13 protein-coding genes are annotated in these 12,472 nt (G+C 67.1%); 11 read left to right on the top strand and 2 right to left on the bottom strand.

From position 1 onward, the window contains the following. The first annotated feature begins 123 nt into the window (after positions 1-123). From glmM to ON32_RS17765, 6 genes are all read left to right on the top strand, one after another. Positions 124-1,509: a phosphoglucosamine mutase gene (gene glmM, locus ON32_RS17790; RefSeq protein WP_040792079.1), complete on the top strand. Its 1,386-nt coding sequence runs from the start codon at positions 124-126 to the stop codon at positions 1,507-1,509. A gap of 149 nt (positions 1,510-1,658) precedes the next feature. Beyond that, entirely contained in the window at positions 1,659-1,853 is a 195-nt protein-coding gene (locus tag ON32_RS17785; protein WP_040792078.1) for a PspC domain-containing protein, read from the top strand. Between the two features lie 93 nt (positions 1,854-1,946). Continuing rightward, positions 1,947-2,255, top strand: a complete 309-nt coding sequence (locus ON32_RS17780) for a DUF6802 family protein (RefSeq protein ID WP_040792077.1) — start codon at positions 1,947-1,949, stop codon at positions 2,253-2,255. 138 nt (positions 2,256-2,393) lie between these two features. Then, complete coding sequence (locus ON32_RS17775) at positions 2,394-2,708, top strand: hypothetical protein (protein ID WP_157224229.1); 315 nt, start codon at positions 2,394-2,396, stop codon at positions 2,706-2,708. 35 nt (positions 2,709-2,743) lie between these two features. Beyond that, positions 2,744-4,387 (top strand): hypothetical protein, encoded by a 1,644-nt coding sequence (locus ON32_RS17770; protein WP_157224228.1) that lies wholly within the window; start codon positions 2,744-2,746, stop codon positions 4,385-4,387. Between the two features lie 43 nt (positions 4,388-4,430). Further along, positions 4,431-4,838, top strand: coding sequence for a hypothetical protein (locus ON32_RS17765; RefSeq protein ID WP_040792074.1), 408 nt, complete (start codon positions 4,431-4,433; stop codon positions 4,836-4,838). A 6-nt stretch (positions 4,839-4,844) separates the two neighbouring features. Here the strand turns inward: ON32_RS17765 and ON32_RS17760 are convergent, their stop codons facing one another. Then, on the bottom strand, positions 4,845-5,720 hold the full coding sequence (locus tag ON32_RS17760) for a poly(ethylene terephthalate) hydrolase family protein (protein ID WP_051133381.1): 876 nt from the start codon (positions 5,718-5,720) through the stop codon (positions 4,845-4,847). Between the two features lie 36 nt (positions 5,721-5,756). On the opposite strand from ON32_RS17760, the gene glmS reads away from it, so the two are divergent. Beyond that, the gene (glmS, locus tag ON32_RS17755) at positions 5,757-7,640 is read left to right on the top strand and encodes a glutamine--fructose-6-phosphate transaminase (isomerizing) (protein WP_040792073.1); all 1,884 of its coding nucleotides are present in this window, start codon (positions 5,757-5,759) and stop codon (positions 7,638-7,640) included. A 38-nt stretch (positions 7,641-7,678) separates the two neighbouring features. On the opposite strand, the gene ON32_RS17750 is transcribed toward glmS, so the two are convergent. Next, positions 7,679-8,095 carry a plastocyanin/azurin family copper-binding protein gene (locus tag ON32_RS17750; protein ID WP_040792072.1) on the bottom strand — a complete coding sequence of 139 codons (417 nt, stop codon included), beginning with the start codon at positions 8,093-8,095 and terminating at the stop codon, positions 7,679-7,681. A 56-nt stretch (positions 8,096-8,151) separates the two neighbouring features. On the opposite strand from ON32_RS17750, the gene ON32_RS17745 reads away from it, so the two are divergent. From ON32_RS17745 to tsaE, 4 genes are all read left to right on the top strand, one after another. After that, on the top strand, positions 8,152-9,600 hold the full coding sequence (locus tag ON32_RS17745) for an NAD(P)H-hydrate dehydratase (RefSeq protein ID WP_040792071.1): 1,449 nt from the start codon (positions 8,152-8,154) through the stop codon (positions 9,598-9,600). A gap of 81 nt (positions 9,601-9,681) precedes the next feature. Continuing rightward, positions 9,682-10,830 carry an alanine racemase gene (gene alr / locus ON32_RS17740; RefSeq protein WP_083874617.1) on the top strand — a complete coding sequence of 383 codons (1,149 nt, stop codon included), beginning with the start codon at positions 9,682-9,684 and terminating at the stop codon, positions 10,828-10,830. After that, entirely contained in the window at positions 10,827-11,906 is a 1,080-nt protein-coding gene (locus ON32_RS17735) for an alpha/beta fold hydrolase (RefSeq protein WP_051133380.1), read from the top strand. Before alr ends, ON32_RS17735 begins: the two co-directional genes overlap by 4 nt. Then, complete coding sequence (tsaE, locus tag ON32_RS17730; protein ID WP_083874602.1) at positions 11,899-12,390, top strand: tRNA (adenosine(37)-N6)-threonylcarbamoyltransferase complex ATPase subunit type 1 TsaE; 492 nt, start codon at positions 11,899-11,901, stop codon at positions 12,388-12,390. Before ON32_RS17735 ends, tsaE begins: the two co-directional genes overlap by 8 nt. Positions 12,391-12,472 lie beyond the last annotated feature (82 nt).

Here is a 12,472-nt window from a genome sequence, read left to right as displayed (position 1 = left end):
ATGAGAGCAGGCAACCGGCTCCGGCCGGCTGCCTGCTCTCATGCTATGGAACGCGTGCCGGGCCGCAGTGCTCGGCGAGAACCTCGACAACGCCGATAAGGGCAATCGCCGGTAAGGGCAGATATGGGACGTTTGTTCGGTACCGATGGGGTACGCGGGCTCGCCAACGATTCGCTGAGTCCGGAGCTGGCGCTCCGGGTGTCCGGCGCGGCGGCGCAGATACTGGGTGCGGACGCGCGCGGTCGCCGCCGCAAAGTGGCCGTGGTGGGCCGAGATCCACGGGCCAGCGGGGAGATGCTGGAGGCCGCGGTCACCGCCGGTCTGACGGCCGCCGGGGTGGATGTGCTCTCGGTGGGGGTGCTGCCCACACCCGCGGTCGCCTATCTGACCGACCTATACGACGCGTGCCTGGGTGTGATGATCTCCGCCTCGCACAATCCCATGCCGGACAACGGCATCAAGATCTTCGCCGCGGGCGGTCTCAAACTCGACGACGCCGTGGAGGACCGAATCGAGGCCCTGGCTTCCTCCGGTGATCTCGTCCGGCCCACCGGGGCCGGGATCGGGCGGGTGCTCAACGCGCCCCGGGCCGGTGAACACGGCCTCGATGTTCCGGAACAGTACGACCTCGCGGGCACCCACGAGCGATACGTCGAACATCTGGTGGAGGCGACCGGACGGGACCTGCGCGGGCTGACCGTGGTCGTGGACTGCGCGCACGGCGCCGCCTCGGAGGTCGCTCCCGCCGCGTACCGGGAGGCGGGAGCGACGGTGATCGCGATCAATGCCGAACCCGATGGGCTCAATATCAACGACGGTGTCGGTTCCACCCATCTGGACCCGATCCGTCGCGCGGTCCGTGAGCACGGCGCCGACCTCGGGCTCGCCCACGATGGCGACGCCGACCGTTGTCTGGCGGTGGACGCCGCAGGGGAAATCGTCGACGGCGACGCCATCATGGCGATTCTCGCGCTCGCCATGCGGGAGGCGGGAACCCTGGTGGAGGACACCCTGGTCGCCACCGTGATGAGCAATCTCGGCCTGCACATCGCCATGCGGGAGGCCGGGATCACCGTGCGCACCACGGCGGTCGGGGACCGCTATGTGTTGGAGGAACTACGGCGCGGCGGATACAGCCTGGGCGGAGAACAGTCCGGGCATGTGGTCATCCCGCAGTTCGGCACCACCGGCGACGGGATTCTCACCGGATTGCAGCTGATGGCCCGAATGTCTGCGACCGGTCGCTCCTTGACCGAGCTGGCGGGGGTGCTGAAGACGGTACCGCAGGTGCTGGTGAACGTTCCGGTTACCGACAAAACCGCCGCCACCACCGCGCCCGAGGTGCGCGCGGCCGTCCGAGAGGCCGAGCTCTCGCTCGGCGACACCGGCCGAATCCTGTTGCGGCCCAGCGGTACCGAGCAGCTCGTCCGGGTCATGGTGGAGGCCACCGACCGCGCCCGGGCCGAACTGCTCGCCGACGATATCGCCAAGCTGGTCGCGGGGGTGTAGTAGATCGGCGTGTCCCGGCGGACTGGGGAAGAACCCTGATACCGCACCGAACGAAATCAGGGTGCGATTCGGTAGCGGGACCGATGCGCGAAGGCCCGGATTCACGGATGGTGGAAAGGGAAAGTCCATTGCGTCCGAAAGGGAACACCATGACCGCGCCGGCCCGCCGTTTCGCCCGATCCACCACCGACAAGTGGATCGGCGGAGTATGCGGCGGTATCGCCGAATACTTCGGCTGGAGCTCCACCATCGTCCGCCTGCTGTTCGTCCTGTCCTGCCTGTTGCCGGGGCCGCAGTTCGTCATCTATCTGGCGTTGTGGCTGTTGATGCCCAAACAGCGGTGACCGAGGCTGCGTCCGGAACGTTCGGATGACAGTATTGGGAGTGGTGCGGTCCGCGCCGGTCCGCTGCTGTCACAAGGCCGTTCAGGAGGAGCCATGGTCGTCCCGAGCGAGTTTCCGGGTGTGGATACGTCCGGTCTCGACGCGTCCTCGTCACTGGAGGGGCTCGGTCCGGTGGAACTGACCCATCCCACCCAGGACATCGATGGCGACGGCATCCCGGATACCATCACCGCCATCGATGGCGGTGTCTCGTCGGTGTGGACCGATACCGATCTCGACGGGCTCGCCGACCGGGCGAGCATCGTCGACAGCGATGGCGACTACTCCTCCTGGGAGTATCACCGCAACCCCGACGGCACCGGGGAGTGGCGCAAGACCGACCAGGGAACCTTGGGGGAGTAGTAGCCGCCCGAGGCGATATCGCTGTTTCCGGTTCGGAGGGGAACCGAATCGCCATGGGGCGCGTCGAAGTAAACAGTAGATGCCGCTCGGCTTTACGGGAGGCCCGGTAGAGGCGGTGCAGGATGGAGGGGACGACCCATGAGTACGGGACAGCCGGTCGGTATGGAGCCCGATGCGCTGGGGAAGATGGCGAACGATTTTCGCAGTAGCGCGAGTGTGGTGAAGGCTCAGGGCGAGAAGGTATCCACCAATATGGTCGGACCTGGGGATGTGGGTCACGCCTACTCCGAGAAGGGCAAGCGGATCCAGAGCGGCCTCGAGGCGGTGCAGGCCTGGCTGAACAACTGGTCCGAAGCCACGGATCTGACCGGTGATGCCATCGGCCAGAGCGTGGTGGAATTCTCCAACGTCGACCGGGAGAATGCGAACCAGAATCAGAAGGCGGCGAGCTGAACGCCATGGCAGAGAACAATTCTCCCTCCGCGACAATGAATTCGTCCGTCACACAGATGCTCGACGAGGCCTCGCACGCCCTCCTCTTTTTCGAGCATTTCGAGCCGCTGTATCGCAAATGGGTGGGAGACACCGAAGTGAGCAGTGTTCCCACTTATCAACAGTTGCACGCGATGTTCTATCAGCAGAACGGCTTGAACGAGGACAAGTTCGTACATGCCGCGAGTACGCTGAAGGAAGTACTGGAAAAGACGCGTCCGCAACACGATCAACAGAACCGATGGGCGCAGAACCTGCCATCGATCTGGTCCGGACAGGGTGCGGCCAACGCATTGGACATGATCACGACCCAGTTGTCCATGGCAAACAGCGATATCAACGCTGTACAGAAAATCCAGGAAACGCTGGAGGGCACATCCACTGCGCTACGGGCGGCGGTCAAGCACAAATACGATGTGGTGATCAACATCCTGGAGAACGGCCGTGAAATCAAGTGGGATGGCAAGACTCCCGAGGATGTGGACGTTATTATCCAGGGTGCCCGGGGTATCGGTTTCACCACTTTTTACCCCGGATCGATCCTGTACAAGATCGAGAAAATATTTCCCGGAATCAATTACGGATTCGAGGGGGGTCTCAGTTTCTTCCTCTCGGTTCCGATGGCGGGCATAGTGACGCCTATGTCGCCGGTGCTCTTCGAGATAAAAGATCACTGCCGGGCCTGGATGGACAAATTCAAAGAAGGCTACGAGCAGAAGGCCGATATCTTCGAGCAAGCGTGTAGGAACACCGACGATTTGGTGAACCAGCAGTACGACAAGATCATCGCGACGTTCTCGGGTCTGAACGAGGCCCCGTACCCGTGCCCGCAGTCGACGCAACCACAGAATCCATCCCAGCAGACTCAACCCGGTTCGCCGAGTAGTCCGGGCACGTCGACGAGTACGCCGAGCACCCCCGGTCTTTCCACGACTCCATCGAGTACCACGACACCGAGTGCCGAGAATCCGCTCAGCGCCCTGTCGAATCTGAGTGAGTTGGGGACTCAGGCCGCATCCTTGGTCACGGGAATCGGTCAGGCGGTGCAGCAAGGGCTGGGGCAGTTGCTGGGAACGGGGGACCAGAATATCGGCGATACGGTCGCCAGTACCTTGGAGCAATTGCGTGAGGAGGCCGAGAAGTACCTCGACACCGATGGTGACGGTACTCCGGATTCCGAAGACGAGGACGCTTCCGAGGGTGAGGACAAGGACGAGGATGAAAAGTCCGACGATGAGTCGGCGGCACTCGTACTCGGCGATAAGAGCGTCAAACTCGAAATGGGCCCCGACGGTCGGTTGAAGCTGGTGTTGACCGGTGCGGACGGTGAGTCCAAGGAGTATCGGATCGGGCTCGGCGACAATGGCGAACCGGTTTTCCTCAACGGAGAGCCGGAGGGCGACGAGTCCGCACCCGAGTCCACCGATTCAGGGGAAACCGAACAGCAGCCCTTGCAGCAGCCGTCCGTGGCCCCGGCTGCTCCGAGCGGGCGTACGGAAGAAGACGGCGAGCACCGGCCACAGTCCGTATCGGCGCCGCAACCCGAGGAAGAACCAGAGCGGGAACAGCAACCGCAGTCCCCGCCACCGGCCGCGCCGATCGACAGTGGTGTGCGCCTCGCCGAGGCGGGCCCGCTGTGATACGCCGGCGGTATCCGAGAGGCAGTGGCCGAGGAGGATCGGGATGGTGAACCACAGCGACGATATCGTGGGCCAGGCGGAGCGGCTCACCCGAAACCTGTTGGCCACGTTGGAAGAGCAGAAGCGCAGATCAGCGGCTGAAATGCGTGAGCTGAACGAGCAATCGGCCCAGCGTATCCAGGCGGCGATGAAACAGCACGTTCAGGAAACGGCCACCAAGCGCGCCGAAGTGCGGGATCAGCCGTCGGTGGAACAGCCGCGGCCGGCGGCCGACACGCAGGTTCCGCGCGTCGACGAAAGCTACCGGCTGCGTGACGAAGAGATTCGTGAACAGCGTGAGGCCATGGCCCGCTCCGCCGCTGCACGCCGCGCCAATAACGTTGTCACCCCCATCGACGACGACGGCGACGAGGAGGCGGAGTACTACCGCCGCTCGAGCTGGCTGGTGTGAACCCCGTTACTTCCGCAGCGTCTCGAGCAGCTGAGCGAGCACCAGGGCCGGCGGTTGCCGTCTGTCCTCTTCGGCCTCCGCTCGGGCTGCCTCGGGATCGATGACGTGTGTGCGCGTGATCTTGGTGGTGGGGTCGGTGAACGGCGCATAGGTTTTGTCGCCGAGCAGGGTGTGCAGAAGATAGCCGGTGAGCAGGGCACGGGTCAGCCGGGTGGTCTTGGCCTCGTGTTTGCCGCCGCCCAGTGCGGCCGGGATGCGCCGGCCCTCGATTATGCCGTTGCGGCTCGCGTGGTCCAGGGTGCGCAGGATCGACGGGCCGCCCCAGGCGCAGGCCAGCGGAACCGCGTTGGAGGCGAGGGAGTCGATATCGCCGGAGGCGGTGATGATCAGGGCGGGTGTGTCGATCTCTGGGGCCACGGATTCCGCGGCGGGGGAGGTCGGCGCCGGGAACAGCGCGGCGACCGCGGCCACTCGGCGCTGCGCGGCGGCGAGGACGGCGGCGCCGGCGCCCATACCGTGTCCGGCCAGGGCCAGCCGCTCCGGGTGCACGGTGATGGTGCCGTCACCGAGTCGGACGCCGGTGCAGATGTCGAGTGTGGTGAGCAGGTCGGTGGCCAGGCCGCGGTGGGAGGGGACCGGGCCGCGTTCGGTATCGGGTGCGGCGGTGACGATTCCCCAGGACGCGAGGTGTTCGAGGAAGGTCCGGTAGTTGTTCGGGCCGGTCAGCCAGCCGTGTCCGAAGGCGACGGCGGGCAGGTCCCGGCCGGTTTCCGGGGTGTAGACGACACCGGGCTGGCCCGCGATGGCCAGGTTGCCGCGTAGCACCCGGTGCGGGCCGCGGACCGTCAGGGTGCTCAGAAGTGATTTCACAGACGCCGACACGACGTGAACGTTATCCGATAAGTACTCTGGTGAGCCATGTGCGGAATCGTGGGGTACGTCGGGTACCGGGACGCCTTGAGCGTCGTTGTCGCCGCCTTGCGCCGCATGGAGTACCGCGGCTACGACTCCGCCGGTGTGGCGATTCTCGACGGTGCCGGTGGCATCGCGGTGGAGAAGCGCGCCGGTCGGCTGGCGAATCTGGAAGCGGAACTGAACGGATCGGAGCCCGGCCGTTGCGCCGGGACCACCGGTATGGGGCACACCCGCTGGGCCACCCACGGGGCGCCGACGGATCGCAACGCGCATCCTCACCAGGACCTCGGCGGCAAGGTGGCGGTGGTGCACAACGGCATCATCGAGAACTTCGCCCCGTTGCGCCGGGAGCTCGAGGACTCCGGGATCGAGTTGCGCAGCGATACCGATACCGAGGTGGCCGTGCATCTGGTTGCCCGCGCATACGCCGAAGGGCCGACCGCGGGTGATTTCGCGGCCAGTGCACTGGCCGTGTTGCGACGGTTGGAAGGCGCGTTCACGTTGGTGTTCGCGCACGCCGACCACCCGGACATGATTATCGCCGCCCGTCGTTCCACCCCGCTGGTGGTGGGTGTCGGCGAGGGTGAGATGTTCGTGGCCTCCGATGTGACGGCCTTCATCGAGCACACCCGTGAAGCCGTCGAACTGGGGCAGGACCAGGCGGTGGTGATCACCGCGAACGACTATCGGGTCGTGGATTTCACCGGCTCCGGCGAGGAGGTGCAGATCCGGCCGTTCACCATCGACTGGGATCTCGCCGCCGCCGAGAAGGGCGGCCACGACTATTTCATGCTCAAGGAGATCGACGAGCAGCCCGCGGCGGTCGCCGACACTCTGATCGGGCACTTCGATCAGAGCCCCGCCGGGTCCGGCCGGATCGTGCTGGACGAGCAACGGCTGTCCGACCAGGAACTGCGCGATGTGGACAAGGTGTTCGTCGTGGCCTGCGGCAGCGCCTACCACTCGGGGTTGTTGGCCAAATACGCCATCGAGCACTGGACCCGGTTGCCGGTCGAGGTGGAGTTGGCCAGCGAGTTCCGCTATCGCGACCCGGTCCTGGACCGCTCCACCCTGGTGGTGGCGGTCTCCCAGTCGGGTGAGACCGCCGACACTCTCGAGGCGGTCCGCCACGCCAAGACACAGAAAGCGCGGGTGCTGGCGATCTGCAATACCAACGGCGCCCAGATTCCCCGTGAATCCGACGCCGTTCTCTACACCCGGGCCGGGCCGGAGATCGGTGTCGCCTCCACCAAGGCGTTCCTCGCCCAGGTGACCGCGAACTACCTGGTGGGTCTGGCGCTGGCGCAGGCGCGGGGCACCAAGTACCCGGACGAGGTGGCGCGCGAGTTCAGCGAACTCGAGGCGATGCCGAAACTGGTGAGCCGGGTGCTGGAGACAGCGCCGCAGGTGCGGGCCGTGGCCCGGGAGTTGGCCCATGTGTCGACGGTGCTGTTCCTCGGCCGCCATGTGGGGTATCCGGTGGCGTTGGAGGGTGCGCTCAAGCTCAAGGAGCTGGCGTACATGCACGCGGAGGGGTTCGCCGCCGGTGAACTCAAACACGGTCCGATCGCGCTGATCGAGGACGGGCTGCCGGTGATCGTGGTAATGCCCTCGCCGAAGGGGCGCGGGGTGTTGCACTCGAAGTTGCTCAGCAATATCCGGGAGATCCAGGCTCGGGGTGCGCGCACCATCGTGATCGCCGAGGAGGGTGACGAGACGGTTCGTCCGTTCGCCGACGATCTGATCGAGATACCGTCCGCGCCGACCTTGTTCCAGCCGCTGTTGTCGACGGTGCCGTTGCAGATCTTCGCCGCCGAGGTGGCGCAGGCGCGCGGCTACGACGTGGACAAACCGCGCAACCTGGCCAAGTCGGTCACGGTCGAATAGCGATACGGCGATCGCCCGATTCGGGCGATCGCCCCCCGCTACTCGATAATGATCGTGCCCTGCATACCGGGGTGGATCGGACACAGGTAGCGGTACCTGCCCGGGACGGTGAAGGTGTAGCTCCACTCGCCTTTTTCGAACAGCGGGCTGTTGATCCCCATCGCCTTGTCGCCGATGCCCTGGACGCCGTGCGGTGCGCTGTCGTCGAACTGCCAGGTGACGGTGTCGCCCACCGACAGGGTCAATTCGGCGGGGACGAAGCTGCGGTCGGTGACCCGAACGGTGACCGTGGTGCCCGCTCCGGTGGGCCGGTCGATTCGCGTCGTCCCCGGCGTCTCGGTCTGCGAGGCGCCGGGAGAGGAAGACGTCTCCTCGGAACCGCACCCGGACAGCAATGTCGCGATCAGGACCAGGCCGGTGATCGGAATGGAGACGGTTCGATGACGCTGGGACATGACGGCCAAGCGTAGTCTGCTCGCGATACCGCTCAACGAACAATGGAGGTGTGCGCATGGCCGGCGGGCGCGGATACTTCACCGTCGAGCAGGTGCGAGCAGCCGAGGCCGAACTGTTCACCCGGGTGGCCGCCGGGGTGCCGATGCGGCGCGCGTCCTACGGGTTGGCCGCGGTGGTGGCCGCGGAACTGCGGGCCCGTACCGGGGGTATCGCAGGGCGCTCGGTGGCCTTGCTGGTCGGTTCGGGCGACAACGGCGGTGACGCGCTGTGGGCCGGGTCGTTTCTGCGTCGGCGCGGCGTGGCGGTGACGGCCGTGCTGCTGAACCCGGACCGGGCGCATCCGGAAGGGCTTGCGGCGCTGCGGAGAAACGGTGGCCGGATCGTCGACGAGATCGGCGCCGTCGATCTGGTGTTGGACGGCATCGTCGGTATCTCCGGTAAGGGGCCGTTGCGGCCGCGGGCCGCGGAAATTGTTGCCGGCCTGGATGCTCCGATCGTCGCGGTGGATCTGCCCAGTGGGGTGGATCCGGATACCGGCGCGGTCACCGGGCCGGCGGTTCGAGCGGCGGTCACGGTCACCTTCGGCGCCCATAAGCCGGTGCATGCCCTGGCCGCGCCGTGGTGCGGGCGTATCGAATTGGTACCCATCGGATTACGGCTGCCCCGGCCGATGCTGGTGGCGCCGGAACCGGCGGATATCGGTGCCCGGTGGCCGGTGCCGGGCCCCGCCGACGACAAATACACCCAGGGGGTCACCGGTATCTGCGCGGGTAGCGCGACCTATCCGGGCGCGGCTGTGTTGTGCGTCGGCGGCGCGGTCGCCGCCACCTCGGGAATGGTGCGCTACACCGGAACGGCCGCGGCCGAGGTGGTCGGTCACTACCCGGAGGTCGTGGCCGCGCGGGAGCTCGCCGACACCGGGCGCGTGCAATCGTGGGTCTTCGGCCCCGGCGCGGGCACCGACCGATCGGCGCGCGATCGGCTGGCCGAACTACTCGCCGGTGAACTGCCGGTCGTGGTGGACGCGGATGGTTTGACGTTGCTCGCCGCCGAACCCGAGTTGGTGCGCGGACGTTCCGCCCCCACGGTGCTGACCCCGCACGCCGGTGAGTTCGCGCGACTGACCGGCCGGGAACCCGGCCCCGATCGGGTGGCCGCCGTTCGCGCGCTCGCCGAGGAATGGCAGGTCACCGTGCTGTTGAAGGGTCGTGCCACCTTGGTAGCCGCACCCGACGGTGGTCCGGTCCTGGTGAACGAGGCGGGTGGGTCCTGGGCCGCCACCGCGGGGGCGGGTGATGTGCTGGCCGGAGTGATCGGCGCCCTGCTCGCCGCCGGTCACGAGCCATCCTGGGCCGCGGCCGCCGCCGCCCGGGCCCATGCCCTGGCCGCCAATATCGCCGCGCATTCCGGTCGTCCCGACGCCGCCGCCATCTCCGCCACCCCGCTGCTGCGGCATCTGCCCGACGCCGTCCGCACACTACGCGCGTTGCGTCACGCTTCCTGATCCCGGTGTGGTCTGTCGGTCGTTCGATCCCGAGCCGATATGGGGACCCACGGGTGGCGCGTACCGCGTGGTTCGGCGGAGATGGCAGGATCGGCAGATGTGAACGCGCAAGTGGAGACGATCGTCGATCTGGATGCCATCGCGCATAACGTGCGGATTCTGCGCGAATATGCGAATGGGGCCGCCGTGATGGCGGTGGTGAAGGCCGACGGTTACAACCACGGCGCGGTCGAGGTGGCGCGTACGGTCTTGGCGGCGGGCGCGGCCGAACTCGGTGTCACCACGGTGGAGGAGGCGTTGCAGTTGCGGAGTGCGGGGATAACCGCGCCCGTGCTGTGCTGGCTCAATGTGGCCGACGCGGACTACGCGTCCGCCATCGCCGCCGATATCGAGATAGGGGTGTCTTCGCAGCGCCAGTTGCTGGCGGTCGCGGCGGCGGCGCGCCGAGTGGGCCGCACCGCCACCGTCACGCTCAAGGTGGACACCGGGTTGAACCGCAACGGCATCGCCGCGGTCGAATATCCGACGGTGCTCACGACGTTGCGGAAGCTGGTCGACGAGCAGGTGGTCCGTTTCCGGGCCATCTTCTCCCACCTCGCCCACGCCGACCAGCCGCATCATCCGATCATCGATGTGCAGCGCGACCGGTTCCTGGAGGCCATCGCCACCGCAAAGGAACACGGGTTGGAGCCGGAGTTGGTGCATCTGGCGAATTCGGCCGCCACGCTCACCCGCCCGGATCTGGCCTTCGATATGGTCCGGCCCGGTATCGCGGTGTACGGGCTCACCCCGCTGCCCGATATGGGGGATTTCGGTCTGGTGCCGGCCATGACGTTCCAGGCCGAGGTCACCCTGGTCAAGCGGATCGCCGCCGGCGAAGGGGTCTCCTACGGACACGAATGGGTCGCCCCCGCGGATACGACCGTGGCATTGATTCCCGCCGGATACGCCGACGGGGTCTTCCGCCCCCTCGGTGGGAGGATGCAGGTCTGGTTGGGCGGTGCGCGCCGGCCTAATGTCGGACGGGTGTGTATGGATCAGCTGGTGGTCGATCTCGGCGACAATGCCGCCGGTGTCGTCGAGGGGGATACCGCGATCCTGTTCGGCTCCGGCGCGTCGGGAGAGCCTCGTGCCCAGGATTGGGCGGATCTGCTCGACACCATCCACTATGAGATCGTCTGCGCGCCCCGCGGTCGGGTTGTGCGCGGCTACCGGGGGGATGGGCGGTGAAGCCCTGGTCCGCCCTGTTACGTGGCGGTCTGGCCACCGTGGGCACCGTGGGCGCGCTCGCCGGGTTGCATGCCCTGCGGCGCGCCGGTTCGCAGGTGCTGTGGCCCCCTGTCCCGGATCGATACCGCGACGAAAACTTCGGCCTGATCGACGCCGACCGCCCCGGTGAGGTGATCGCCGACGACGGTGTCTGCCTGGCCACCCGGGAATGCGGGCCCGGCGACGCACCTGCCACCGTCGTCTTCGTGCACGGTTTCTGCAACAGCATGGAGTCCTTCCATTTCCAGCGCCGGCATCTGGCGCGGCGTTGGGGCTCCCGATTGCGGCTGGTGCTGTTCGACCTGCGCGGTCACGGTCGTTCCGGCACCCCGGAAACCGCGCGCTGTACCGTCACCCAGCTCGGTGACGATCTGCTCACCGTCATCGATGCATTGGCACCGCGTGGTCCGCTGATCCTGGTCGGGCATTCCCTGGGTGGGATGGCCGTACTCGCCGCGGCGGCCCGCGCCCCCCGATTGTTCGCCGCCCGGGTGCGCGGGGTGGCGCTGCTGTGCACCTCCGCTACGGAGGTGACCTCGTCGGGAGTCGGACAGTTACTGCGCAATCCGGCGATCGACGGATTCCGGCTGGCCGTGCGGGTCGCTCCCGCGCTGGTGCAGGCGGGTCGGGTCGCCGCTCGGCATGTGATCACCCCGGTCCTGCACGTGAGTTCGTTCCACGGTCCGGTGAGCCCGAGCCTGGCGCGGTTCACCACCATGATGATCGACCGCACCGCGGTGGAAACCATCGTGAAGTTCTTGAAGGCGTTGGAACTGCACGACGAATCGGCGGCGTTGCCGGTATTGGCGCGGATCCCGGCGCTGGTGGTCGGTGGCGGACGGGATCTGGTGATACCGTTCCGCAATTCGCGCGCCCTGGCCGAGGAACTGCCCGACTGCGAACTGGTGCGGGTTCCCGACGCCGCGCATATGCCGCAGTTGCAGTATCCGGAGATCGTCGACGCCGCCTTGGACCGGCTGCTGGTCCGGGCGGGTGTGGTCGACGAGGACGACCCGCGGGCGGTGGCCGATGGCTGACCGTGCCGAACGGCGGACGCGGACGGAGGACGCACTCGCCCGGCAGCACCGCACGCTGCCCACCGTTGCCGATACCGAGGCGCTGGGGCGGGAGTTGGCGCGCGACCTACGCGCCGGTGATCTGGTGGTATTGGACGGTCCGCTGGGCGCGGGCAAAACCGCGTTGACCCGGGGTATCGCGGCCGGTCTGGGTGTCGAGGGCCGGGTCAGTTCGCCGACCTTCATCATCGCTCGTCGGCATCGGGCCGGGGTGCGCCCGGATGGTCCGCCGGTCCCGCTGGTCCACGTCGATGCCTACCGGCTCGGTGGCGGCCTGGACGAGCTGGATGCCCTCGATCTGGACACCGACCTACACGACGCGGTGGTCGTGGTGGAATGGGGCAGTGGCGTGGTCGAGCACCTGGCCGAGCGTCATCTGCTGGTGCGACTGTCGCGGGAACCGGATTCGGAGGTGCGCACCGCCACCTGGGAATGGGTGGGGTGAACCCGGCCCGGGATCGGTGTCCACGACCCGGTGGTGATACGTGTGTGGACCGTTGCCCATCGGGAGCTACCCGCGGTGGTCG

The sequence above is a fragment of the Nocardia paucivorans NBRC 100373 genome, assembly GCF_000308675.1.
GTDB lineage: Bacteria > Actinomycetota > Actinomycetes > Mycobacteriales > Mycobacteriaceae > Nocardia > Nocardia paucivorans.
The sequence above is the reverse complement of the archived record's forward strand: the minus strand, read 5'-3'. Positions and strand labels throughout refer to the sequence as shown.